This is a genomic window from Actinomadura meyerae, from assembly GCF_900188445.1.
Lineage (GTDB): Bacteria > Actinomycetota > Actinomycetes > Streptosporangiales > Streptosporangiaceae > Spirillospora > Spirillospora meyerae.
Genome location: NZ_FZOR01000071.1, coordinates 1 through 23,757, shown reverse-complemented (window position 1 = coordinate 23,757; position 23,757 = coordinate 1). Strand labels below are relative to the sequence as shown.

General features: G+C 66.8%; 18 protein-coding genes. 10 read left to right on the top strand and 8 right to left on the bottom strand.

Annotated elements, in window-relative coordinates; all coding sequences use genetic code 11:
* Positions 1–83: 83 nt before the first annotated feature.
* Complete coding sequence (locus tag CHF16_RS38270) at positions 84–836, bottom strand: helix-turn-helix domain-containing protein (RefSeq protein ID WP_179271920.1); 753 nt, start codon at positions 834–836, stop codon at positions 84–86.
* 328 nt (positions 837–1,164) lie between these two features.
* Between CHF16_RS38270 and CHF16_RS38265 the strand changes: the two genes are divergently transcribed.
* Complete coding sequence (locus tag CHF16_RS38265; protein ID WP_089331095.1) at positions 1,165–1,587, top strand: ATP-binding protein; 423 nt, start codon at positions 1,165–1,167, stop codon at positions 1,585–1,587.
* Between the two features lie 186 nt (positions 1,588–1,773).
* On the opposite strand, the gene CHF16_RS40745 is transcribed toward CHF16_RS38265, so the two are convergent.
* Entirely contained in the window at positions 1,774–2,532 is a 759-nt protein-coding gene (locus tag CHF16_RS40745) for a hypothetical protein (RefSeq protein WP_089331094.1), read from the bottom strand.
* Positions 2,533–3,161: 629 nt separating this feature from the next.
* Between CHF16_RS40745 and CHF16_RS38255 the strand changes: the two genes are divergently transcribed.
* Positions 3,162–4,505: a tyrosine-type recombinase/integrase gene (locus CHF16_RS38255; protein ID WP_089331093.1), complete on the top strand. Its 1,344-nt coding sequence runs from the start codon at positions 3,162–3,164 to the stop codon at positions 4,503–4,505.
* Positions 4,506–4,559: 54 nt separating this feature from the next.
* On the opposite strand, the gene CHF16_RS38250 is transcribed toward CHF16_RS38255, so the two are convergent.
* The 4 genes from CHF16_RS38250 to CHF16_RS38235 are packed head-to-tail and all read right to left on the bottom strand — an operon-like array spanning position 4,560 to position 12,890.
* A complete protein-coding gene (locus CHF16_RS38250) occupies positions 4,560–6,119 on the bottom strand; it encodes a phospholipase D-like domain-containing protein (protein ID WP_089331092.1) in 1,560 nt (519 codons plus the stop codon).
* A complete protein-coding gene (locus CHF16_RS38245; protein WP_143228328.1) occupies positions 6,100–7,479 on the bottom strand; it encodes a hypothetical protein in 1,380 nt (459 codons plus the stop codon). Before CHF16_RS38245 ends, CHF16_RS38250 begins: the two co-directional genes overlap by 20 nt.
* Positions 7,476–11,399, bottom strand: coding sequence for a DEAD/DEAH box helicase (locus tag CHF16_RS38240; protein ID WP_089331090.1), 3,924 nt, complete (start codon positions 11,397–11,399; stop codon positions 7,476–7,478). The genes CHF16_RS38245 and CHF16_RS38240 overlap by 4 nt, the downstream gene beginning before the upstream one ends.
* A gap of 30 nt (positions 11,400–11,429) precedes the next feature.
* Entirely contained in the window at positions 11,430–12,890 is a 1,461-nt protein-coding gene (locus tag CHF16_RS38235) for a hypothetical protein (protein ID WP_089331089.1), read from the bottom strand.
* A 509-nt stretch (positions 12,891–13,399) separates the two neighbouring features.
* Here CHF16_RS38235 and hisS point away from each other — a divergent pair.
* Together hisS and CHF16_RS38225 are read left to right on the top strand one after the other, a co-directional pair.
* Complete coding sequence (gene hisS, locus CHF16_RS38230) at positions 13,400–14,722, top strand: histidine--tRNA ligase (protein ID WP_089331088.1); 1,323 nt, start codon at positions 13,400–13,402, stop codon at positions 14,720–14,722.
* Positions 14,723–14,742: 20 nt separating this feature from the next.
* Positions 14,743–15,354, top strand: coding sequence for a hypothetical protein (locus CHF16_RS38225; RefSeq protein WP_089331087.1), 612 nt, complete (start codon positions 14,743–14,745; stop codon positions 15,352–15,354).
* Between the two features lie 82 nt (positions 15,355–15,436).
* On the opposite strand, the gene CHF16_RS38220 is transcribed toward CHF16_RS38225, so the two are convergent.
* A complete protein-coding gene (locus CHF16_RS38220; protein ID WP_089331086.1) occupies positions 15,437–15,643 on the bottom strand; it encodes a DUF397 domain-containing protein in 207 nt (68 codons plus the stop codon).
* Positions 15,644–15,653: 10 nt separating this feature from the next.
* Positions 15,654–16,511, bottom strand: coding sequence for a helix-turn-helix domain-containing protein (locus CHF16_RS38215; RefSeq protein WP_143228326.1), 858 nt, complete (start codon positions 16,509–16,511; stop codon positions 15,654–15,656).
* A gap of 332 nt (positions 16,512–16,843) precedes the next feature.
* Here CHF16_RS38215 and CHF16_RS38210 point away from each other — a divergent pair, with 332 nt between their 5' ends.
* The 6 genes from CHF16_RS38210 (at position 16,844) to CHF16_RS38185 (ending at position 22,696) form a co-directional block, all read left to right on the top strand.
* On the top strand, positions 16,844–17,314 hold the full coding sequence (locus tag CHF16_RS38210; protein ID WP_179271919.1) for an ATP-binding protein: 471 nt from the start codon (positions 16,844–16,846) through the stop codon (positions 17,312–17,314).
* 1,100 nt (positions 17,315–18,414) lie between these two features.
* The gene (locus CHF16_RS38205; RefSeq protein WP_425427547.1) at positions 18,415–18,837 is read left to right on the top strand and encodes a MobC family plasmid mobilization relaxosome protein; all 423 of its coding nucleotides are present in this window, start codon (positions 18,415–18,417) and stop codon (positions 18,835–18,837) included.
* A 113-nt stretch (positions 18,838–18,950) separates the two neighbouring features.
* Entirely contained in the window at positions 18,951–20,396 is a 1,446-nt protein-coding gene (locus CHF16_RS42260) for a relaxase/mobilization nuclease domain-containing protein (protein WP_425427548.1), read from the top strand.
* A 233-nt stretch (positions 20,397–20,629) separates the two neighbouring features.
* Positions 20,630–21,199: a hypothetical protein gene (locus CHF16_RS38195; protein ID WP_089331081.1), complete on the top strand. Its 570-nt coding sequence runs from the start codon at positions 20,630–20,632 to the stop codon at positions 21,197–21,199.
* 2 nt (positions 21,200–21,201) lie between these two features.
* Positions 21,202–21,405 (top strand): helix-turn-helix domain-containing protein, encoded by a 204-nt coding sequence (locus CHF16_RS38190; RefSeq protein ID WP_218827034.1) that lies wholly within the window; start codon positions 21,202–21,204, stop codon positions 21,403–21,405.
* Positions 21,406–21,784: 379 nt separating this feature from the next.
* Positions 21,785–22,696 carry a DUF4145 domain-containing protein gene (locus CHF16_RS38185; protein ID WP_179271918.1) on the top strand — a complete coding sequence of 304 codons (912 nt, stop codon included), beginning with the start codon at positions 21,785–21,787 and terminating at the stop codon, positions 22,694–22,696.
* Positions 22,697–23,757 lie beyond the last annotated feature (1,061 nt).

Below are 23,757 nucleotides of genomic sequence, written 5' to 3'. Positions count from 1 at the left end.
ATACCGAGTTAAACGTGAGACGGACGAGAACATCACCCACGACTCGCCGGCCACGATCCGATTGATCTGCCCAGCAGCTTAATTTAACGGCATTGAACCAGGCAATTACTGGTCTCTGCGACGACCAGGCACGGGTCGGCTGGATCGGGGAAGGTGTATATGGTGTATGCGGACGATGGGAGGCGGCCAGGCGGGACCCGCGCGTCCAGCGGCAGGATGAGGATGGTGAAACGCGGTTCGCGCGTAACGAGCTGCACCATGTGGCGGAGCTGCGTAACCATGACCGGTCGCGGAACCGCCAGTCTTTTCAAGACGAACTCGTCAATGATGACCTCGACTGAAGGGCCCCCGGGCCGGAAAACGTTCTCCTGCCTCCGCTGTCGTGCTTCGATGCTTTTCTCGGGCACATAGTTGATCCTGGAGCCTTCGATCTTGTCCAGGTCGATGAGCGCCCAGTGGTACTCCACGCATTGGAGAAGTCCAGGTAGAGCGGTTTGGTGGTACTCGCGGATAGTTGCGGCGCCAGACTCAATGTTGGCGTACATGCGCTGACGGGCGCCCATCGTGTCGCCGTAATGGTCCCACCAGCCACGGTCGGCGGCCTCCCGGGCGATGATGTAGAGCTCCTCGCACTTGTCCTCAGGAACCTTGAGGAAGCGGAGTATGCCGTAAACGTCACCCATGTCGGGACGGGATCGGGCGTTCTCGAGCTTGGAGATCGTGGTTCGGGAGCGGAAGATCGCTTTGGCCAGCTCGTCGGCGGTGATGCCGCGCTGCTCGCGCAAAGTCCGTAGTTCGGTGCCGAGTCGGTGCCGGCGGACGAAGGGGCTGGTCACCGGTGACCTCCGTGATCGGGCCGGTGGGGGGCTGGGGGTGGACGCTGACCGGAGGACCATCGTCCTTTCAACCCTGTGTTATCACATGGTCGCTGTAGGTGTCGGTGACTGGCTGGCTGTACACACACTTCTGTGATCACGACGTTCCGGAGCTGAACGTGCGCATCTGTGAACGTTCACGATCGCGCACGTCGCCGTACGTGGACATTCCTGCTGCGCACGCAACTTCCCTGCGGCGAGCATCTGGATGACAGAAGCCGCAGGCGCGCATTGAGGGTGGTCCCGAGCATGGAAGGCGTCATAGCGGACCGTCCATCTGAGGTGATCAATGCTGCTCGCGGTATCCGTCCCGGCGAAGCCCGAGACATCGATGTACTGGCGGCGGGATTTCCACGGCAAGGCGGATCAGATCCGGCTTGTCCGGGCATTTGCCGCGCATCTGCTCCCCGACTTTCCGAGCCTGGACGACGTTCTTCTCGTCCTGGACGAACTCTCCGTGAACGCGGTCCGGCATACGCGATCGGGCCGTGACGGCGGGCGGTTCACTGTCGAGATCAGCATGGACGTGGCCGGCGTCATCGTCTACGTCACCGACCAGGGCGGGCCGGGCCAGCCGCGCCTTCGAGACATCACCGACCTGGCGGAGGGCGGCCGGGGCCTCCTCACCGTAGAGGCCCTGACCGCGACTTGGTCATGGACCGGTGACGCCCAAGGCCGCACCGTCCGTGCCACGTTCCCCCGCGAACGTTGAGCAGGCCGGCCATCTGAATGCCCATCGCCCGACGAGCGCGTGCGCCGCGCTTGCTTGGAGGTGACGCGATGACTCCGAAATACAGCAAACTCCGCCCGACCCGGCGGAGTTTGCTGCGCGGTGATGGCCGGCGTCACGGGTGAGTGAGGGGACGTGGATCCCCGGAGCCCCGGACCACGACTGGGATCAAGGTTTCGTGATATGGCACATGAAGGCCTCGGTGGTGCCGGCCTTCACGACCGCGCCGGTCGCCTGCTCGACACCGATCACGGTTGCTGGTGCCTTGTCGCCAAGGCACGCCCTTCCTTCAAGGAAAACGCCCTTCGGGTCAGCGTTGGAGATGGCACCCCACGCGTTGACCGGGACCGGGCCTCCGAGAGGGATGAGCGTCGTCGGCCGCGTCGGTTGGATCGCATAGAACCGGATGACGTTGTTCGGGATGAGGTTGTTCCCCCATACCCAGATGTCGACTCCGCCGTTGTATGGGTAGATCACATCGGTCACCCGCAGCGTCCCCTGTGGGACCGATGCCGGTTCCAGCAGTCGGTAGGCAGCGTAGAAGTTGTCGTTGTAGGCCTGGGTGCGGCTGCTGGGAGGGACGCAGACCAGGTCACGGGGCCTGGCCAATCGCCAGACGAAGCCCGTCTTGCAGGTGTCCGGGCCGTAGGCTCCGCCCCCCGGTTGCCTGCGTGAGGCGGCCAGAGCGTTCTCCGTCGCCGCCTGGTCGCGGACCTGTGGCGTCACGCATACCTGGTCGTTCGGCACCGCTTCCCGCCACACGAAGCCGGTCTTGCAGGTGTACGGCCCGTACGGAGCCGCGCCGGCCGGAGACTCGACCGCCGCCATGCCGGCGGCCATGGCCACCACCGCGACCGTCCCGGCCAACAGCCGGTGCCGGATACGGGCCGCGCTGGCATTTCCGCGCCGCACGCTCATCTTTTGCATTTCGTCTCCCTGTTCCCCTCGTCGCGCGATGCTCGAGCACATCGTCAGACTCACCGAGCGGGCTCTGCGACCGGACATCGGAGAAGGTGTCCACAACCGGCTCACGGGCGATCTGACGCACCGATTCCGGCGTCTAACAACCGCAACCTGGTGATCGATGCTGCAAGAGCTTCGGCTCAGTGCGCGTCGAGGGGCACAGCGGTCACCGAGGAGGTCTACCGGCACCGACTCAAGCCGATGATCACTACGGGCGCCGAGACCATCAACAACGCCTTCGCCGCACGAGCGGCAGAGACCAGTCGCAAGAAGTCCGCAACCGTCGCGTGACGGTGGCCCCCCTTTGGCTCCCCACGGACCTCAAAGATCGAAAAAGGGCCCCGGATGAACTCCGAGCCCCTCTCTCACCTGGTACTTCAGTGTCGGGGTGGCGGGATTTGAACCCACGACCTCTTCGTCCCGAACCGATGATCACGCAAATACCGAGACGAGTGATCAACGTCGTTTCACGGTAAAGTCCCAGGTGGACAGCCTACAGCGTGGTCAGTGGGTGCTGACTAGGATCCGGTCGTCACTCATAGTCCGGGGTCAAACGAGGGTCAGATGATCAAGTCTGGGAGGTGGGGAGCCCTATGGGGCAGACACGCAAGAGGGTGGGCAAGGACGGCAAGCCTCGCTACACGGCCTACTACGACGACATCCGGGGCCAGCGGAGATCTGCCGGAACCTACGCGAGCAAGAAGGAAGCAGAAAAAGCATGGCAACGCGCCGAAGTGAAGGTCTCCGAAGGCAGAACCGGAGAACCTGCACGCGGAAGGCAGCGCTTCAAAGACTACGTCGAGGACACCTGGCTCCCGAACCATGAAATGGAGGCCAGCACCCGATCGGGGTACACCTACACCATCTACAAGCACATCATGCCGGAGTTCGGTTCCATGCGGATGGTTGACATCCTCCCCGAGCATGTCCGTGCCTGGATCGCCAAGCTCAAGAAGCAGGGCATGACGCCCGTGACCATCCGCTGCACCAAAATCATCCTCAGTGCCATCTTCACCACGGCACTGGAGGACCAGGTCACGTTCCTCCATCCCTGCCGTGGAGTGAAGGCCCCGCCCGTCGTCCGCAAGCCGCTCAAGATCGTCACGCCCGAGCAGTTCGATGACATCTACCACGCGCTCCCGGAGGGGACCTTCCGTCTCCTCACCGAAACCGAGATCGAGAGCGGCCTCCGCTGGGGCGAACTCAGCGAGTTGCGTCCCAAGGACCTCAACCTCAGAACCCGCATCCTCACGGTCAGCCGTACGGTCGTGGAGCTTAACCCGAAGTTCCACCCGGACGGCGGCCACTTCCTCGTCAAGGACTACCCGAAGGACAAGGAGTACCGCCGCTTCAAGCTCAGCGCCCAGATGGCCGAGAAGCTCGAAGACCACATCAGGACGGCGCGCCTTACCCAGGACGACCTCCTCTTCCACATGCCGCCCCAAGACAAGCCCCGCGCCCGCATCACCGAGATCCCTGACCCGGCCGCCCTCGGCCGCACCGAGCCCAACGACAAGGGCCGTACCTACAACCACGGCACCCTCAGCGCCTACACCGCCGGCAGATGCCGCTGCGACTGCTGCCGCGGAGCCTTCGCCCTCTACCGAGCCGCCCGCCGCTCCAAAGGCAAGGACAATCCCCGCCCCCTCCGCACACGCATGACGGACGGCCACATCCCCAACGACTGGTTCCGCCGCAATATCTGGTACCCGGCCATCGCGGCCGCCGACCTCGACTTCAGACCGACCATGCGCGACCTACGCCACGCCCACGCCTCCTGGCTCCTCAACGGCGGCGCCGACCTCCAGATAGTCAAAGAACGCCTCGGCCACGCCTCCATCGCCACCACCGAACGCTACCTGCACACCCTCCCCGACGCCGACGAAACAGCCCTCGAAGCCCTCGCCAGAACCCGCAACCGCTCCACCCTCCGATAGCCGAGAGATGTTGGCGAGAAGCCGAAACCCTGCCCTTCTCGCCGGTCCGCAGGGCTAGGAGTCCCGGCGGGTGAGAACCGCCGGGAAGATGCCGCGGTGATGATTCTCGTAGGGGTCTTCGGCAGAGCCGGGGCGGCGGGGAGCCAGCCAGTCGTCGATGAGGCCCCCGTCGTTGCCGGGGCGTTCGATCAGTTCGAGGCGTTCCGCCGCCGGGATGAGACGCCATTTGCCGCCGGCCGCGTGCAGCGTGACATGGTCGTCGCCGGCCGTGCGCTTCGAGAACAGGACGGCGCCCGGTGCGTTCGCCAGCAAGTTCCAGTGGTCCGTCCTACAGCGGACCGGGATCTCTTCGGGCCCGTCCCAAGGTTGGAGCGTGCGCGAGGCCATGTGGGCTGAGGCGCGCTGGTGCGTCGGGTCGATCTCCAGCGCCTGAGGCGCGTGGGCGATGCAGTGCTCGAAGAAGTGGACGGCGTCGTGGAGTGCTTCCTCCCCGTCCAGGCGGGTGCCGGTCTCCACTCCACTGTAGAGGCCGTGGTTGGCGTCGAAGTTGGCAGAGAAGAGGGCGCCCTTGCGGGAGTCGGCGATCGCGCACTTGGCGTGGGTCTTGTCATCTCCGTACACCTCGACGCCCAACTCGGCCAGCGCGGCGGCCTCCGCGCGGGCGGCGGCGAACGAGCGGGAACGGACGAGCAGCCGGACGCCCACGCCGCGGGCCATGGCGGCGCGCAGTGGTTCGTGTAGGAGGTCGGGGTCGTCCATGAGGCCCGCGAGGGCGAAGGACGCCAGCAGCAGGTCATGCTGGGCATGGTCGATGATGTGGTGGATCGTCCGCAGGATGACGGGTTCGTCAGGGCTCGTCCAGATCAGCCCGGAAGCGTTCCCGACAGCGGGTTCCGGTACGGTGCACGGCGATGGGCTCGGCCTGCGGCGAAGGTTCTGGTAGGCGCGCCCGGGGGCGGCGTCCCAGGTGCACTGCTCGAACCACAGGCGGGTGAAGAACCGGCCGAGGAGGGATGCCTGCCCGGCGTCGTCGACGACGACGCCGTTCTCGCCCGTCACGGTCCACGCGTCGGTGCTGGCGAGTGCCCGCCATTCGAGGTTCGCGCTGCTCACCAGGGCAATCTCGTCGTCCACGACGAGGAACTTCGCATGGAAGTCCTCAAGGCCGCGCACCCAGATCCCCGAGGTGACCAGGTCGGCGTAGCGCTTCTTCTCCTCCTCCATGCTGACGCCGCCCGCGGCGGCCGCCTCGTCTTCGTAGTCCTCGTAGGGGTCCTCGATCTCGGCGCGCATGTCCCGGTCGTTGATCGCCGTGACCACGTAGACGCCGCCCCCGAGCCGGTCGGCCGCCTTCTTCAACGCCTCGCGCAGGTCGGGGTCGATGAACCGGAAGCTGGCCAGAAAGATCTTTCGCCGCGCACGGCCGATGAGCTCGAGCGCGGCAGCCTTGATTGTGGGGTCGGAGTCCTCATAAGAGAAGCAGTGTCGGTAGCGGCCCGCGCCCGCGTCCGGGCGCGGCCGGTAGGGGGAGCGCCGCCGTCCGGTGCGCATCCAGTACGCGCCGGGCAGGGGGCGGGATCCGACGTCGAACCGGTCAGCCGTAGCCGAAGTCATCGTCCTCCCTCAGCCGGTAGACGGCCCGGTAGTAATGCAGCCGCCACATGCGGCGCACCACGGCCTCGGCGGTCACCTGGTCCGACCGGGCGGCCGCCACCTCGTCTTCCAGAGACGGCGGGGACTTGGTGTTCTGGCGCGCGGCGATATGGTCGATGGCGAACAGCGCCTCGGCCTCGGCGTCCGCCGGTTCCAGGGCCAGCCTTATCCGGACGGTGCCGCGCTCTCCGCGCAGCTTCAGCCCGCGCGGCTGGTAGAGCAGCTTCGTCCCCGTGGCCAGGAGGCGGGCGGCGGGCCCGGGCAGCCGCAGCAGCCAGGCGGACCGGGTGCCGGGCGTCTCCTTCAGCACGAGCCCCGCCGGTGGGTCCTCCAGCCGGCGGGACGGCCGGAGCGCCCCCCACACCAGCGGGGTCACCGAAGGATGCGCGAGCACACCGGCGAGATCCCACCAGATCTCGGCCAGTTCGTCGGCCCCGGTGAGCCTGCCTTCGATCGAGTCCGCCCCCTTCGCGCCGGTCAGCCGGAACGTGACCTCGGCCGGGCCGGTCCCTTCGACGACCACGTTCTCGGCCCGGTAGACGGGGCACACCGGCGCGCTCGTGACCGGGTCGACGTTGGCTATGCTGACCTGTTGCCCCTCTGTACGCAGCACCTGGACGATGTCGCGCGGAAGCGTCCTGTCCTCGGCGAGACGCTCGTCGATGTACTCGGCTCGGGTCTTGCCGTCGTAGGCGGCCGGGAGCGGCATGTTCAACACGGGCCTCACCCGTGCTTGCGCCATCCGCCCGATCCAGCCGGCCGCATGCTCGTGCGGTGCCGTCAGCTCGCTGGTCTCGGGGAGGAACACGAAACTCTGCCGGCCTTCCCTGTGCACGACGACCTCCTCCTGGAGGAGCGTTCGCTCGGTGAGCGGGGTCGCGCGGTACCCGGTTGCGGTGGGCTGAAGCGCGTCCGCGGCCACGAGCGACCGGGCGATGGCGGTCAGCGCCTGCGAGGGCAGCCCGACGAGCATGCCGAACTCCTCGGTGGTGAAGTCCTCCAGCTCGGCCGCCATCTCCAGCACGAACCGCTCGATGATCGAGAGCCGCTTGCGTTCGGCCCGCAGCACCGGCAGGTTTGGCCAGACGAACATTGGCAGCAGTGCCTCGTCCAGGCACAGCCGCGTACCTTGCGGGGGCGGCGGCGGGGCCTGCTGGGCCGGTTCGACCGTAACGGTCGCCGTCAGCCCGCGCGCGGTGGTGACCCTGCGGGCGGGTCGCGGGGCGCGGCGGCCGCCGGAGCGGCGCGCGGCTCCCCGCCGTCCGGTGGCCGGATCGCCGGAGCGGCCCGGCTGCGCGGCTCGTGCGGTCCCCTGGCTCACAGCTTCGCGTCCTCTGCCAGGGTCATCTCCGGCCGTGTCTCGAGGGATGCGAACAGGTGGCGGTAGAACGCCTGGGCGTCGGGCCGGCCGCGCAGGTTCCGCAGTGTGTGCGCGTGGCCGACCATGATCAGTCCGCGGCGGGCACGGGTGACGGCGACGTTGAGCCGGTTCAGGTCCTGGAGCCACAGCCCGTACGCCGGGCCGGGTTTGGCTTTCCGGCGGCGTACGAAGTCGATGACGACCAGGTCGCTCTCCTGCCCCTGGATCATGTCGATCGAGTTGACGACCGGGTTGCAGAGCTGTTCGAAACCGTCCTGGCCGATCTCCCTCCGGATCAGCCGGGCCTGTGCCTTGTAGAAGGTGAGGATCGACATGGTCACCGGTTTGGTGACGGAGGGGTCGGCGGCGAGTTCGTGGTCCCAGCGGCGGCACAGGTCGGCGATGAAACGGGCCTCCCAGGGATTGCGGAACCCGTTTCCGTCCTGCTCCTCGACCGCGGCGGCGTGGCGGTGGGTGTCGAAGAAGACGACCGGCGTTCGGAAGGTTTCGCTCGTCAACGGGGTAATGCCGTGGTCGCGAAGGGTCCGCTCGTCGGGCGAGGTGTAGGCGCCGCCGTAGACCGGTTCGCTGACGAGGGACGCGATGGGCTCGATCATCCGCCGCTGCACGGTCAGCCGCCGGCGCAGGTGCGCGGCGGCCGGATCGGCAACGCATCTCTCGAAGAGGCTGGTGACCATGCGCCGGGACAGCGACTGCAGGAGTTCCCGCACCGGATCGATCTCCCGTTCTCCGGCGGCGAGGAGTCGGGCGCTCAGGCCGGTGAGCTCCTTAGCGAGTGCTGGCCGGTAGTGCCGGCCCCAGGAACCGTCTTCGAGGAGTCTCTGCGCCGTTGCGAGCACCGTGGTCTTGCGGAAGGTCCGCTGCTCGGCCTCCTCCTTCCACTGCTCCCCGATCCGTTCGACGGCCCTTTCGAGATCGGTCCCCGCGGTCGCGTGGTCGTGCAGCGCGAGCAGTGCGTGGACGAGATGCTCGGCCTCCTGGGCGACGTATGGCGGCAACTGGCGCTCGTCGCCCACGAGGATCCAGCGCCGCGCGCGGACGGCGGGGACGAGGAAGGCGCCGTCGGTCACACGGCTGGCCTCGTCCACGATCAGGGTGTCAAAGTCGGCGTACCGGGACACGTCGCGGCCCGCGATGCCCTCGACCGTGGCGCACACGACGTTGGCGGCCTGGAGGACGGCGGTCGTCACCAGCTCGACGGAGTCGCGGTTCCGCTGATCGCCGGCCTGGGTGAGTTCTTTCCAGCGCTCCTGCAGCCGCTGGTACGACCGGAGCCGCCGGATCTCCCGGTCCAGCGCGTCCGCCTCGGGTTCCGTCCCGTTGAGCGCGGCGGCCGCCGCTTCGTGCGAGGCACGCGCCTTGGCGAGGTCCGCTTCCTTCTGCTCGCAGTCTGCTTCGCTCGTGGCGATGGCCGTCCGCAGTTCGGCGAGGACGCTGGCGCGTCTCTCCTGGGCCGTGGTCAGGGCCGCGGCCGCCTGCTGGTGCGTGTCCTGGAGGGCGCGATGGTCGCGGTACGTGCGCCGCAGGCTCTCGGCGGCCCCGGCTTTTTCGCGCTCCGCCGTCTGGAACGCGTGCATCGCCTTCTCCACTGCGGCGACGGACTCAGCATGGCGCGCCGCGGCGTCGGTCCGACGCCGCGCTGTCCGGCCCAGGATCTCGCTTTGCGCCCGGCACTCCACGCGCAGCCGTTCGATGGCGGCGAGGACGACCGGGACCTCCTCCTCGTTGGCGGCGGTACGGCGCTCCAGCCGGTCGATGGATGTGCGGAGGCGTCGGGCCCCCTTCGCGACCTCTTCCGCCCTTTGGGCGGCGTCCACCCACGCCGCCCGGGCACGTTCCGTCTCGGCGGCGAGGCGGCCGAACTCCCCCATGGCGGCCCAGGACATGAGCCGCCCCCGCCATCCCTGCTGCTCCCTGTACTCCTCCTGCCGCTGGGCGGCGAGTTCGGTCTCGCGCTTCCACCCCTCCGTCGCCTGATGCGCCAGGTGCAAGTCGCGTTCGGCGGCCTGGACGAGTCGACGGAGCCGTGGAAGGTCCACGGCCGCCTGGTCGCGCTGCCTGTCCAGGGACTCCACGCGGTACTCGGCCGCCACCAGGTCTCTCCGTGCTCCGTCGAGCTGCTGGCGTTGCTGGTCCTCCTCCTCCGTGACGGCATCGGCTTCGGCGCGATCCCGCCCCGCCCGTTTCTCGGCCCGCCTCAACTCTGCAAGGGCCTGCTCGTGGACGGCCCCGGCCCGCGCGAGTTCGTCCTGTGCAGCTCGGTTCGCCGCGGACGCGTCGTCCAGCCGGGCGGGGAGCCCGGCGGCGAACTGCTCCGCCTCTTCGACCGCCTGCCTTGTGGCGGCGTCGCGCCGGGCGTATTCCTGCTCGGCTGCCCCTTTCAGCAACTCAGCATCGGTCAGCGCCTTCTCCGCTGCACGGCGGGCGTCGAGGGCACGGTCGAGCCGGGCGACGGCCTCTGCCTGTTCCGTCAGCAGCGCGAGGCGGCTCGTCCACTCGCCGGTGCGGTCGCGGCCGTCGTCCTGCAGCCGCTCGACGACGGCCGCGCGGAGCCGGTCCTCGTGGAACCGGCGGACTTCCGGACGCACCTTCTCGACATCGGCAGCGACGCGTATCGGCAGCAGCGCGCTGTCACCGAGGCGGCGGAGGACCTCGTCGACGGCGACGTTCATCGGCGCGACGAGCAGGACCCGCTCCCCCTCGGCCACCAGCCGGCGGATGGTCTCCACGATCACGGTCGACTTGCCGGTGCCGGGCGGGCCCTGGATGAACAGCGCGTGCGGCGCATTAATCGCGGCGCGCGCGGCCTCCGCCTGCTCGACGCTGAGCCTCTTGTGCGGGGTGGCCCGGTCCCCGCCCGGCGGCGGGCCCTGGAGCTCGTGCGGTCGGCACAGGACGCGGGCGAGCGCCGACCAGTCACCGACGACGTTGCGCTGCGCGAAACGGGTGAGCGCGGACCGCTGCTGCCGCTCGATGACCGCGGTGTCCCCGGTGACGGTCACCTCGCCGCCGAGGGCGAGGACCTCGGCCGCCCGCCTCGCGGGACCTCGGGGCCGCAGCCGAATGCGCCCGTTCTCGCACGATGCCACGGTGGCGCCGCACTCCCCGCCGTCCCCGGACACCGTGACGCGGGCGTCCTCGGGGAACGGGGGTCCGTCCCCGCTCGCCAGGACGACGGTCAGCCCCTCCTCCTCGGCCTGGGGATCGTCGAAGCCTTCGAGGCGTCCGCCCGGGCGGACGACCACGGTCCCCTCGGCGCGCAGGGCGGTGGTCAGTTCCTCGTGCTTCTGCCGCAGTCGGAAGACCGCCTCCAGCGGGGCGAACAGCCGCTCGCACTCGTCCGCGAGGCGCCGGTCCTCTGGCGCAGCTTCGGTCACGCGGCCGAGGACGTCCCTGGCGGTGTTCCACGCGTCGTTAAGCCTGGTCTGCCGCACGGTGAACTCGTCGAGCACGGCCTCCAGGTCGCAGGGAGCCTCGTCCCACAGCGGGTGGCGCCGCACGTGGACGCGCGGCACCCTTCTCGGCTCAAGCGTCGTCCGGCGCCGCACGGCCACGATGACCGCCATCGACTGGAGTGTCTCCTTTCCCATCCGCGGGGCGACCACCAGCGTGAACTCGGGGGTGACGATATGGCAGACGAACGCGAAGGGGCCGTCCTTGTTCCCCGTCCTCCGGTCGAGGCCGATGACGTGCTCGAGTTGCGTGTCGAGCTCGCGTACCGTGGCCCGGCATTGCTTCAGCAGCGGCTCGAGCCGCCGCGGGTCGTACGACAGGTCGAGGAGGATCGGCCGATCGTCGTCCCCGGTCGGGGCCGGGGCAGCGGCGAGCAGGCCGTCGATCCACTCGAGGGGTGCCTCCATGCGCCTCCTCACGGTTCATGGCGTCTACGGTCAGAAGGGGGCCTTGATGAAGATCAACTCCTTCTGGCGGACCGCGATGCCCACGCCGGTGCCATTCTGCTCCCAGAAGGCCCCCAGCACGGTCCTGGCCATGTGCCGCAGCCGAGCGGTGTCGGCCTTGGTGATGCTGGTGGAGCCGTGCGCGAGGACCGAGCGGTTGCGGATCACGCTGACCTTGCGCAGCTCGCCGAGCTGCTTGGGAGAGCGCAGCTTGGCGGGCCCCATCATCGGGTCGTCCAAGACCGCGAGCAGGAGTGCTGCAGCGAAGGATCCGACCGCGTGGGGGAGGCTTGCCGACTCTGGCATCCCCGCCTCCCGCTGCGTGCGCCGGTAACCGTCGAGCACGAAATCGGCGCCCCTCGGGAACCGGGCGTAGTCGGGAGCCGAACAGTCGAAGCCCGGGACTGCCGTTTCGAGGCGCTGGCTCAGCGCGCCCTCGATGGTCCGGTAGAACAGCAGGGCGGCGAAATCCCGGCGGCCCATGTCGTCGTAGTGCTGACCCAGCAGGTAGAAACAGAGGACCAGCTCGGCGGGCGAAGCGCCGCCGGGCAGCCGGCCGACGAAGTCGAGTTGCGCATCTAGCTTCCGGCGCTCGGCGACGCTCAGGTCGGTGTCGACGCCCTTCATCGTCGTGCGGACGGCCTCCGCCAGTTTGGGTAGCTCGGCGAGATTAAGATCGCACCATGCTCCGTAGAGCCTGCTGAGGGCCAGCATGAACCGGGCCCGCTGCGGATCCGGCACGCTTTGCGCGAGCTGGTCGTACTGGGTGGCGGCACCGTCGAACGCCCCCGAGTCGAACATGACGTTCGTCCGGACCATGGCCTGGTCGCCGAACAAGGCCTCGGGGTTGTCCAGCAGCATGAGGCGGTCCTTGCCCGGGAGGTTCTGCTTCAGCTCGGGGCTGTAGTCGCCTTCCAGGTAGCACAGGCGCAGGTTCAGCTGCCACGCCGCGAGTGCCGCGGTCGCGCTCATGACCTTCCGGCCGCCGGTGATGTCGATGACGGCGTTCGGCGTGGCCCGCCCGGCGGCCGAGCCGCCCAGTTTTTCCTTGACGACGCGGTAGATGGAGCGCGGATCGGTCGGCATCACCGATTCGTGCATGAAATCACTGTGCCGCAGACCGTCTTTTCCTATCAGTTCGTCGGCGATGACGTCGATCGAGTTCCGGGACGCTTCGGAACTGATGACCAGGAGGCGCCTGGGACGGAGCAGCTTGAAGGTGAGGATCGTGGTGATGGGCGAGAAGCCGCTCAGGCTGACCAGCAGATCCACCGGCTTCTTCGGCAGGGCGTCGGCGCTGTTCTGTCGGGCCCGCTTGACGATCTCGTCGAACATCTCGGTGAGCTGGAAGATCCGGGCCTGGTCGCCTCGCGACAGGTTCTCCGGCCCGTACGTCTCCCTGCCTTCCAGGATCCGCCGGAGCCGCTCGAGCTTCTCGTCGAATCCGTCCAATACCGCCTCCTTGACCGGCCGTGAATGTCGATCGCCATGGTTTCACCATGAAGCTACGCGCAGTGCGTATTTCTGCACAGAACATCGAGGCGTGCGCTTCGCGCATGTTCCGTGCCATTTCGGAGATCCCGTCAGGCTGCCGGAGGCGGACTGGGGGTCACTGCGGTACGTTCGCGCCGGTCGGCCGGGGACGGCTGTTGGCGGGCAAACTCGGCGCCGTAGCGGTCATGATCGCCGCCGCGACCTTGGTCGTGCTGGCCGGAGGGATCGGCGCCCGGCTGGTGCTGTTCGGGTGATATCCGTTCCGCCTCATCGGCGCACCCCCTCCTGCCAAGACTTCCCGACACGAGGCCCGCTTAAAGGGTCGCCAGCGGTTCGATCGGGACGATGACGGGGTCGTCGATACCATCAGAAGGCAGTGGTCCCCTGGTTCGCCTTGCGTCCGGGTGTGGCCAGGTTTCCATGACTTGCTTTGTCTCGTTGCTCGGTTACGTTGGTCAGGAGTTCTCATGGCGTCACAGCAGGCCGGACCTCCGTCGGGCACCCGCGATTTCCTCGCCGGTGCGCTCCGCACGCGTGAGCACGTCTTCGCGCGGATCCGCGGGGTGTTCGAGCGGTACGGGTTCGAGCCGTTGCAGACGCCGGCGTTCGAGCGGCTGGAGACCTTGACCGGCAAGTATGGCGACGAGGGCGACAAGCTGATCTTCAAGATTCTGCGCCGCGGGGAGCATGAGGCCACCGGCGAAGCCGATCTGGCTCTGCGGTACGACATGACCGTCCCGCTCGCGCGGGTCGTCGCTGGCTATGGATCACAGCTCCCGACGCCTTACAAGCGGTACGCGATGGGGCCGGTGTGGCGGGCGGACCGCCCTGGGAAGGGCCGGTTCCGCGAGTTCGCGCAGTGCGATGTGGACGTGGTCGGTTCGGCGTCCCCGCTCGCGGACGCCGAGGTCGTGTGCGCGCTGACCGACGCGCTGGACGCGGTCGGTCTACGTGACTACCGGGTGCTGGTGAACTCGCGCCAAGCGCTCTCCGGCCTGCTGGAGGTGTACGGCGTTCCCGCCGACCTCGGCGGCGGCGTGCTCATCACCCTGGACAAGCTCGACAAGTTGTCGCCGGAGAAGGTCGCGGCCGAGCTGGTGGACGCCCGGTCGTTGGCTCCCGGCATCGCCGAGGCCCTGGTCGGTGACCTGACTGCAGTCGATGCGGTGGAGCGGATGCGGACCGCCTTGAAGGACAGCGAGGCCGGACACGCGGGTCTGGAGGAGATCGACCGGCTGCTCGAGCTGGCGTCACCGAAGGTGGGCCAAGACCGGATCGCGTTCACACCGAGTCTGGTCCGCGGCCTGGACTACTACACCGGCGTCATCTTCGAGGTGGTCGCCGAGGGAATGCCAGGGTCGATCGCCAGCGGCGGCCGCTACGACAGGCTGATCGCCGCGCTTGGTGGTCCAGACGTGCCAGCATGTGGTGGTTCTCTCGGTGTCGAACGGATCATCGGCCTGCTCGGCGACGGCCAGGGTGATGCGCACAGGATCGATGTCGCCGTCACCGTGATCGCTGAGGACAACGCGTCCGACGTCATGGGCTTTGCCGCGCAGTTGCGGGATGCAGGCCTGCAGACCGAGGTGTATCTGGCCGCCAGCCGCAAACTGGCTAAGCAACTCAAGTGGGCGGCCGACCGCAAGGCCCGGTTCGTGCTGATCTATGGGGCGTCCGACAAGGAAGCAGGGGTGATCACGGTCAGGGACATGGACACAGGAGAGCAGACCCAGGTCCCGACCGGCGAGCTTGCCGTGCACCTCACCGGGAGGTGTGCGCCGTCGAGGTAACTCCATGATTGGAGCCACGGATGGGTGTGCAAGGCGATCGCATCTTCGCCGCGATCAAGCAAAGGGGGTTCCCCGACCCCTGGTCGGCCTTCGGGGAGTGCCTGTCGTGGGAATCGGCCTACGCGGTCCAGCTCAAGCAGGCCATCGACCAGGCGCGTAAAGGTCCGGACGAGCAACTCGGCATGAGCGTCTCCAAGCTGTTCGCCAGCAAGACCCGGAACCTCACCAACGCCCGCAAGCTCCTCGATGACGTGCTCATCGAGTACGACCAGAACGGCACGTGGCAGGTCCTGGACGAGCGCGCCGCACGCCTGGACATCGACGACGTCTCCGAACGCTGGGCGCGGGGACTGGTCGAGCACCCGTTCCCTATCGCGCTGCTGTCGCTCCAGTTCAACTGGCGCTACATGAAGCAGTACGGCGTCCGCGCCTTCTACGAGATGACCGCGCGCTACGTCGACGACCTTGCCGCCAACACCCGCCGATGGGCCGACGCCTGGGCAACTGAAGCGGCATCGGGCGTCATCGACCGCGTCACCACGGTCGAATGCGACCTGGCCTCGGAGGAAGCACCCATGCACTGCGACATCTGCAAGAAGACCATCACGGCCTTGCTCTATCTGGACGAGTAACCGTCTTCACACGTGGTCCCTCCGCTGCCGTAGTGGAGGGACCACAGCGCTTGCGGGGGCGGAAGCGGCCTTCTGAGCCGACTCACCTCCGGTCGAAAGTCCCAGCCTTGATCTGATGCCTAAGATTCCGCCAGGCTCGACCTTCGAGGACAAGCCTGGGACCTTCCGGATCCTTGGAGTCCCGCACGGCCGCGTAGCCGCTGACACCGGCCAGTTCGACGCACTGATCCGTCGTCTGCTGGCTGCGGGTGCTCTTGATCCAAGAAGCTTGGCTGAAATCCGGAATCATGCCTACTTGTCTACCCGGTCTGGTGGCGACGGGCGATGGCTTTGATCAGGTCCACAGATGCCGCAGGGCTGAGGGCGGTCGCGCTGAGGTGCTGGAATGCAGTGGATGTGGCCTGCACATCGGCGGCACGTTCCAGAAAGAGGGTGCCCGAGACGCTGTCGACGTAGGCGACGTCGGGATCCGGGCCAGGGAAGCTGAAGACTCCGATCATGCCGCTCAGTGAGGCGTGTGGACCTGCGCTGAACGGCATGACCTGGATGTCGACCCCCGGGTGGTGCGCCATCTCCACCAGGTGCATGAGCTGCTCGTGCATGACATCGAGTCCTCCGATCTCGCGGTAGAGCGCGGCCTCGTCCAGCACTGCCCAGAGCCGAAGGCCGCCCGCCTCGGTGATGACGGCTTGTCTCTTCAGCCGGAGGCTGAGGCGGCGTCCGATCTCGTCCTCTCCCAGCGTCAGCGGGCCGGCACGAGTGATGATCGCTCGCGCGTAGTCGGGGGTCTGCAGGAGACCCGGGACGGAGGACGGCTGATACGTCCGAAGCGACTCGGCCGCTGACTCCAGACCAATATAGGTCCGGGCGTTCTTGCTCAGCATGTCGCTGTAGGGCTGCCACCACTCCTTCTGCCGCGCCGCCTTGGCCAACTGGACGAGTGCCTCACGAGTGGCGGGATCGTGAACCTCGTAGAGATCAAGGAGGTCCATGACGTCCGACCAAGGGACGGAAATCCGCCCCTTCTCGATCCGAGAGACCTTCGCTCCATACCAGCCCAGCCGCTCGGCGACCTGGTCACCCGTGAGCCCTGCCGCCTCACGCAACTGACGGAGTTCCATGCCGAGTTGTCGGCGTCGGACCGTCGGAGAGGTCACCGCGCCACCTCTTCCATCTCAGGAGAAATTTCACGAGAGCAGTTGCACACGAGTATGCCACCCAGCACACTGACGGTGTGCGGCGAGTCACAGCATGTGGCGGAAGTTGCTTCAGCAGACGTTGATCTTGTCGACGCAGAGGCTGTCGTCGCTGATCAGAGACCGCCGCGCGGCCGGGCTGTGGATTGGAGCCCTCGCCCGGCCGCGCGGCCTCACTCCCAAGGGAGGTATGGATGAGGATAGCTTCGAGGGCGCTGGCAGCGCCCCATCTCCAGAGTCCCGAGAGATCTTCCAAGACACTCGGAACTACGGGCGGCGGCACCCTTTCCGTTATGCCGGACCTGGACGACGCCTTGGTCGCCTCAACGGCACCAACGCCGCGCCAGGCCACCGCCGACGGAGAGAACGGCGAAGCTGACACGGACGGTCACTTCTGGCGTGTTGACGTCCCGGGCGTGACCGATGCGGTGCCCCTGCTGCGTCGTTGGGTTCGCCTGCTCCTGGCCGACGACGCCGAACTGACCGAGGCGTTCGAACTGATCGTCAGTGAGTACGGCACCAACGCGCTGTGGCACTCGGCGAGTGGAGGGCTCGGAGGTCGGATCGGGGCCGAACTCTGCATCAGCAGCCGACAGACGCGCCTCACGGTGTTGGACGACGGCCCGGTCCCCGCTCGGACCGATGAGGAAGTCGATCCCGTCGAGCACGGACGCGGACTGATCCTGGCGGATGCCTACGCCGACGAGACCGGCCAGTACGACTGTGCTGACGGCCACGCCGCCTGGGCCTTGATCAACCGCTGAGACCGGAACGCGCGCCGCACCCCCATGGTGCGCGTCCTTTGCCGGCCGTCCCCCGGCTGGCCCGTCGTGCGGTCGGTGGCTGATTCCCCCCGGAATTCACCGGCCGCACGACACCCATGAGCCATCCATCACCTTACGAGCGCGCTCGCTGCGTTCGCCCTGGAAGGGATGTCGTGACCTTCCGTGAGCACGCCGCCCATCCCGGCGCCTCTCTTGAGGCGGCTACTGCTGCGCACTACCGTGGTTTCTCAGGAGAACTCGATCTCGACCAGGCCGTGGAAGTCGTACGGCAGCGCTACCCCGGCCTGTGCATCTATTGGGGCGAGTACACCGGCTCCCTCTGGGCCTTGCTGCCTGATCAGTTGGTCGAGGCGAAGAGCGCCTTTGACCTCGCTCGACGCATCGACGCGATGCTAGAGCATCCCGATGTCCGGAGCGTCAGCGACCGCCATGACCAGCGCGAGGTAGCGGCTTCACGGACAGCGGACGGCACCTGGGCCACGCCGGAGAGGAAGGCGTCTTCCGCAGCAAGTCCATCCCGCCCCACTGACTTGGTAGCACGCCGTCGGCGCAGCGACCTCCTCCGCCGCGTCCTGGTCGGTTGCCGTCGCATCCTGACGGGACATTCGAGGGTGGCATCTCCCGCATGTTGAAGTCCCGCCACGAGACGGCTGCTTCTGGCCCCGATCGATGGTGTACATCCAGTTCAGCTGGCAGCCATCGGGTACTGGAACCCGCACTACTCGGCGTTTCCGTGACCCTCTGGCGAGGAGGTGCCAGGCACCCCGAGCCTGGGGATGCTCGCCTGCGTGCCGTTCGCATGAGAACAGGCGCTGGCGAGTTGAGTAGCGCTTTTATATTTGGGACGAGCTAGCCTGTTGACGGCCTCTTGGAAGGCCGAATCGTTCATAACTGCGCGGCACGCCTCAACCCGCCGCAACGGCGAAAGGCATTGCAAGTCACATGCTGGCAGCATCTGGCTGCTGCTCTGCTTAGAGGCTGCAAGGTAGGAGCGTGTCGCGACACATTGTGGATTCATCAGAATCCGCGGCGCACTGTTGCGGTGCAGGACCGAGCGCGGTCCTGTTCAGTGATCGGAGGTGTTCGCAGCGAGTAACGACCAGGCCCCCAGGTCGCCGAGACTTCAGCGGCGCTCACAGCTGGGCGGAGGCCGCCGACGGGACCGAGAGATGCGCTTCCGAGTCAGCGACGAGGAATACGAGGAGATCCGCGCAGCAGCTCACCGGGCCGGAACGGCCTACGGGACGTTCATCGTCCATACGCTCCAGACAGTCACCCATCAGCACGGGGCCGGATACCAACAGAACGCGGAGCTCTGCGAGGAACTACGCGCTATTGCCCGGCAGTTGAACAAGATCGGCGTGAACCTTAATCAACTGACTCGCCTCGCAAACAGCACAGGGCAAGAGCCGTCCGAGCTTCCTGCCGCACTGATGTACCTGGAGAGAATTCTCCGAAGAGTCGACGCGGCCTCAGTTGAGGCGAGCCGGCGGCTTCGTTGATCGGCAAAGTCACCCGCGGGCACAGCGTCGCGCGCCTGCTCTCCTATCTGTACGGCCCTGGCAGGCGCAACGAGCACGTCAATCCCCACCTGATAGCCGGATTCAGGCTCCCCATGGCCCTGGAACCTGACCTGGACGTCCGAGGGGACCGAGACTTCCGACACCTGGTCGGCGTCCTCACCTCTCCCATGGACACCCTCCGGCACACCCCGCTGAACTTGCCGGTCTGGCAGTGCTCAATCCGAGCGGCTCCCACCGACCGGCTCCTGTCCGACGATGAATGGGCCGACATCGCCGAAGAGGTGATGCACCAGACCGGATTCGCTCCACGTGGTGACGACCGGGCATGCCGCTGGATCGCGGTCAGGCACGCCGACGAGCACATTCACCTGGTCGCCGTCCTGGCCCGTGAGGATAGACGAAACCCCAGCGTCCATCGCGACTACTTCAAGGTCGCCAACGCATGTCACATCATCGAAGAACGCTACGGACTCACCCGAACTACTCCCGCCGACCGCACAGCGGCCCCACGCCCATCGCGCGCCGAAACCGAACTCGCCCACCGCAAGAACTGGACGGAGCCACCCCGCACCGCCCTACGCCGACACGTCGCGACCGCGGCCGCCAGCACCGAGTCTGAGGACGACTTCTTCACCGCCCTCAGAGAAGCAGGAGTGCTAGTCAAGACTCGCCAGAGTGCCCGTACCCCAGGAGAGATCACCGGCTACGCCGTCGCGCTCCCGCACCACGCGAATCAGGATGGACAACAGGTCTGGTTCTCCGGCGGGAAACTCGCTGCCAATCTCACCCTCCCCAAGCTCCGCCACCGCTGGGGCAGTCCACCACACGCACACTCCTTTGACCGACGAGAGGCCGGGCGATACGGCCCGAGCGGAGTGGAACTCACGCATCAGGAACGTTCAGCGGCCTACCAGCAGGCGGCTCGAGCCACCGCCACGGCCACCTGGCAGATGCGTCACATCCAAGACCCCGCCGCCCGCGCCGACCTGGCCGCCGCAACCTCCGACGTCCTACACGTGACCGCAGCCATCACCGGCAACCGAGAACTCGCATACGCCGCCGACTTCTATGACCGTGCAGCCCGTGAGCCATACGGACGTCAGCCGCGTCCGACCCCCTACGGCGGCGCCCTTCGCGCCGTGGCCCGAGCACTGGCCCGCTCAACAATCGGCACCGGCCTGAACCACAGTCACCGCCCCAGCCTCGCCGGCTCTCTATCCCAGCTCCTTACGCACCTCGCCGCTCTGATCGAGACCGTCGCGGAACTCCGTCAGATGCAACAACGCATCGCTCAAGCGACAGCCGCCCGCAAAGCCGCTACGCAGCTCACTGGACTCAGCCGAACAAGTCCCCGCCCGCCATCTCCGTCCTTGCCAATGACAACGGCACCCCACGTCTCAGGCCACAATGCCGCTCGACTCGCAGCAGCCGACTTCCCTGTCCCACTGAACGAGCAGTTGGCAGCCACCACGCACCAACGCCCCAGGCAGGCCGCCCCAGCGCCTGGTTCCACCCGCCGCCGAGGCACATCGCGCTGACTCCGGTATGCGGCACGCGCCACGCCGGGACGCGCGATCGTGGCGTAATGGTCAACGCTGCCGCATACTAACGGAAAGTAAAGGTCAGTGACTCCTGGCGACCAGTGTCGCCAAGAGGACACGTTCTGAAGGACCTGCTACTGCGTCACCCACTCAGGACCCAATCAGGAAGGACGACGCCGTGACCCAGCATCACCCGAACCAGCCACTCAACCTCGCCAAGGAGCCCTCATATGGCCAACCCCATGCAAGACCCTGTCGGCGCGCCCCGTGACGACCAAGAGACGATCCGGCTCGCCGCGGCACTGCCCGAAGGTGTCCGCAACCTCAACCACGCCACCGTCGGCCCACCCGGCCTGACACTCCCCTCCACCGCGTACGCCATCCTCGGCAACCTCGGTGCAGCCACCTTTGGCCTCGACCAACTCCTCGACCAGCTCAGCCGCTTCTTCCTGCGCGAACTCCAAGCCGGACGCCTGGGCCACGACCACGGCCAAGACATCACCGAAGTCCTGAACCGCCACGGCCAGTCACTGGTCGACGCGCAACGCCACGCCCAAGCCCTCTGCGCGGTTCTCACCGAAGCGCAAGCAGAGATCAACGCCGTCCACAGTCACCCGGCCCCGGCCACGCGCAGCACCCTCACCCACGACGAGGCATACGAGGCTGACAGAGCCGGCGCATTGCTGGCCGCCGCCGACTTCCCCATCCCCATCACCGAGCCCACACTCCTTGCGCAACCTCCCGACAGTGGCAGGCCCTCACTCGCCCAAACCCGCCGCTCGAACAGCCAGGAGGTCTGAACATGGAACCGATGACTCGCGAGGAACTCGCCGCTCTCCCCACAACAACCACCATCGAAGCCGCCGCCCGCGCCCTCGGCCTCGGCCGAACCCGCGCCTACCAACTCGCCCGCGAAAACCGCTTCCCCTGCAAGGTCATCCGCATCGGCACCACCTACCGCGTAGTCACAGCCGATCTTCACCGCCTGCTGGCCAAGCAGGACTAGGCCTAATCCGGTCCATCGTCAGCCCCCTCGCCCCTCACGAGGGGGCTGATACCGCGACAGCAACACTCGCCAACATTGCTACACCTGAAGCCGGCGGAAGCCCTATAGGCGACCGTTACAGGCATCCTGACTGACGGAACTCCTCGTAGTGTTGCAGACCGCGATCGCCATCGTGGACCAGATGAAGCCTCTTGCACGTCTTCAAGGTCACCACGTCAACGCGGATCGGTGCCCCATCCCGGCGCTACGTGCAGGGGTATGCGGTCTGTTCCGTCCGGTACTGTCGCGCAGCCCCGCACGTCCGCCTATACCGCGGCGACGAGCTGAGGTTCGAGCAAATTCGCAGGCGCCTGAAGCTGACGCTCGTTACAGTCGATACGTGCGCGTTTACCGGAACGACCTGAGTGAGCTTGCTTGCCCAAGCTGTGGGGTTCGGGGCGGCCTCATCCCCGAGGCGGTAGCAGGCGATTTTGAGCGCGAAGGCCTTGTGATCGCAGTCTGCGAAGCAAACAACCGCGTCCCTGGATCAGACAGAGCGAAGTGCTGCCAGCGGGTCGTTCTCACAGGATCGCCAGAACACTTTGAGAGACTCTGGCCGCCTGCTCGCCACAATGAAGCTGACCCGGCGATACCAGCGTCGCTCGCTGCAAGCCTGGCCGAGGCCCGTCTGTGCCACCACGCAGGAGCACACACCGCCGCTACGGTCATGGTCCGCCGCACCCTTGAGGCGCTGTGCGCCGATAGGGGCATTGCCAGCGCCACCGCCGGAGGGGGACATAAAACCCTACACGCCAAACTGCATGATCTCCAAGCCTCCGGCGCAATCACAGCCGAATTGTTCGACTGGGCTATCCATCTCAAGGAGGTAGGAAACGACGGCGCCCACGACATCGCCGTATTCGCCACCCACGAGGATGCCGAAGACGCGATTACTCTAGCTGAGGACATGCTCCGGCACCTGTACATCACTCCTGCCCGCTATGCGCGAGCCAAGGCCCGGCGGGAGCGGGACCGACAGATCCGGCAAATGCCACAGGTAGACGTGCATTACATTCTGGATGTCCAGGAGGACGGGACGACACTCTTTGAGGCCCAACGGCCTCAGGGGGTAGGTTTCCGGTTGCCGCTCGAGCAGACATTGGCTTCGGTCTGGGGAAGCGAACATGAGATGGAGGAGCTCCGCGAGCAATTAAGGAAGGCCGTCGCTGACAAGCTCTTGGAAGCCTCTCTGCGGCTGGGCAAGCTAATACAGGTCGATTACCAGACCGGCGAGCCAATTTCAGAGATGTAAGTAGAGAGAACTAATCACCGTTAGGTCGGGGACGCTGGAACCGGGGGCTCCGCCCCCTGGACTCCCGCGAGACAGGGCGCCCTTTCGCGCGAACGAGCACCCGAAAGCGCGAAGCGGTCAGGTCAGCCGACCAAAAGGTGACCTTCCCGCCCAGGGTAGTTACGCCCCTAGAACTCGTGAGGCACGAAGGAGGATGGGCGACCCTCTCGTTCTTGCCAGGCATGTATGACGCTGTGCGGCCAATACAGGCGGTACAGCAGTCTATGAGGTCTTGGAAATGGGTTGCGCTTGGGGCCACGTCGGCTCAGCCAACTGGTGATCGTCTTGGGTCTTACTCCGGTCAGGGCAGATGCTCCCGCTATGTCAACCCAACAGTCGTTGTGTGGCAACTCTGGCAGACCCAGGAGCCTCCCCGTGGGAGGCAGCGAGCCTCCCTCAACCGCTTCGGACAGGGCAAGGAGGTGGCGAGTTAGGTCGGCTGGTTCATCCCAGCCGCTTTGCTGTTGCATGGAACCTTCTACAGTTTTAAAGCTGCACCCAAGGGTACAACCGAAGACCCAAGGGCTGCATGTCCGTTTTGCCCGGTCCGCTACTTGCGCTGGCTGCGTTGAGCAGTGCTCAGCGCGCGGACCGTGGTGGACACCTGGTCATCCGGGGTGCGCTCCAGGACTTTGCATTCCCAACGGTGACGCAAGACGATGCGCGTGAGTTGCACAAGCGTCCAGCACACCGTGGGAACCACAAGTCCCAAGCTGCCCGACGTGGCCAGGTCACCAAGGATTCGCACCCAAGGGCTCCTGGAGTGAGATGGAACGCCCGCCGGCTTAGCCTCGATCCACCGATGGTGTATCGAGGTCGATCTCTCGGTCTTTTCGGGAGGACGGTTGAGTTGTCGGCCGCCCGCGGGCAGGGGTGATCGGCTGGTCTGCCCAGCTTTTCCACGTGTTCGTTCCGGTCGGGCCCTGGCGGGCGGTGGATAACGGCAGGTCAGCGGCTGTCGGGTGGGGCGTGGAGGGTGGTGAACAACTGCCGCCAGGCGTCGGCCCAGGGCCAGTTGCGGG

Bases quoted from the DNA above. Each gene is read 5' to 3' on its own strand.
- CHF16_RS40745 (WP_089331094.1), bottom strand. From the start codon at position 2,532: ATGCAAAAGATGAGCGTGCGGCGCGGAAATGCCAGCGCGGCCCGTATC.
- CHF16_RS38190 (WP_218827034.1), top strand. From the start codon at position 21,202: ATGGAACCGATGACTCGCGAGGAACTCGCCGCTCTCCCCACAACAACC.
- CHF16_RS38255 (WP_089331093.1), top strand. From the start codon at position 3,162: ATGGGGCAGACACGCAAGAGGGTGGGCAAGGACGGCAAGCCTCGCTAC.
- CHF16_RS38240 (WP_089331090.1), bottom strand. From the start codon at position 11,399: ATGGAGGCACCCCTCGAGTGGATCGACGGCCTGCTCGCCGCTGCCCCG.
- hisS (WP_089331088.1), top strand. From the start codon at position 13,400: ATGGCGTCACAGCAGGCCGGACCTCCGTCGGGCACCCGCGATTTCCTC.
- CHF16_RS38250 (WP_089331092.1), bottom strand. From the start codon at position 6,119: ATGACTTCGGCTACGGCTGACCGGTTCGACGTCGGATCCCGCCCCCTG.
- CHF16_RS38225 (WP_089331087.1), top strand. From the start codon at position 14,743: ATGGGTGTGCAAGGCGATCGCATCTTCGCCGCGATCAAGCAAAGGGGG.
- CHF16_RS38220 (WP_089331086.1), bottom strand. From the start codon at position 15,643: ATGATTCCGGATTTCAGCCAAGCTTCTTGGATCAAGAGCACCCGCAGC.
- CHF16_RS38195 (WP_089331081.1), top strand. From the start codon at position 20,630: ATGGCCAACCCCATGCAAGACCCTGTCGGCGCGCCCCGTGACGACCAA.
- CHF16_RS38265 (WP_089331095.1), top strand. From the start codon at position 1,165: ATGCTGCTCGCGGTATCCGTCCCGGCGAAGCCCGAGACATCGATGTAC.
- CHF16_RS38210 (WP_179271919.1), top strand. From the start codon at position 16,844: ATGCCGGACCTGGACGACGCCTTGGTCGCCTCAACGGCACCAACGCCG.
- CHF16_RS42260 (WP_425427548.1), top strand. From the start codon at position 18,951: ATGGCCCTGGAACCTGACCTGGACGTCCGAGGGGACCGAGACTTCCGA.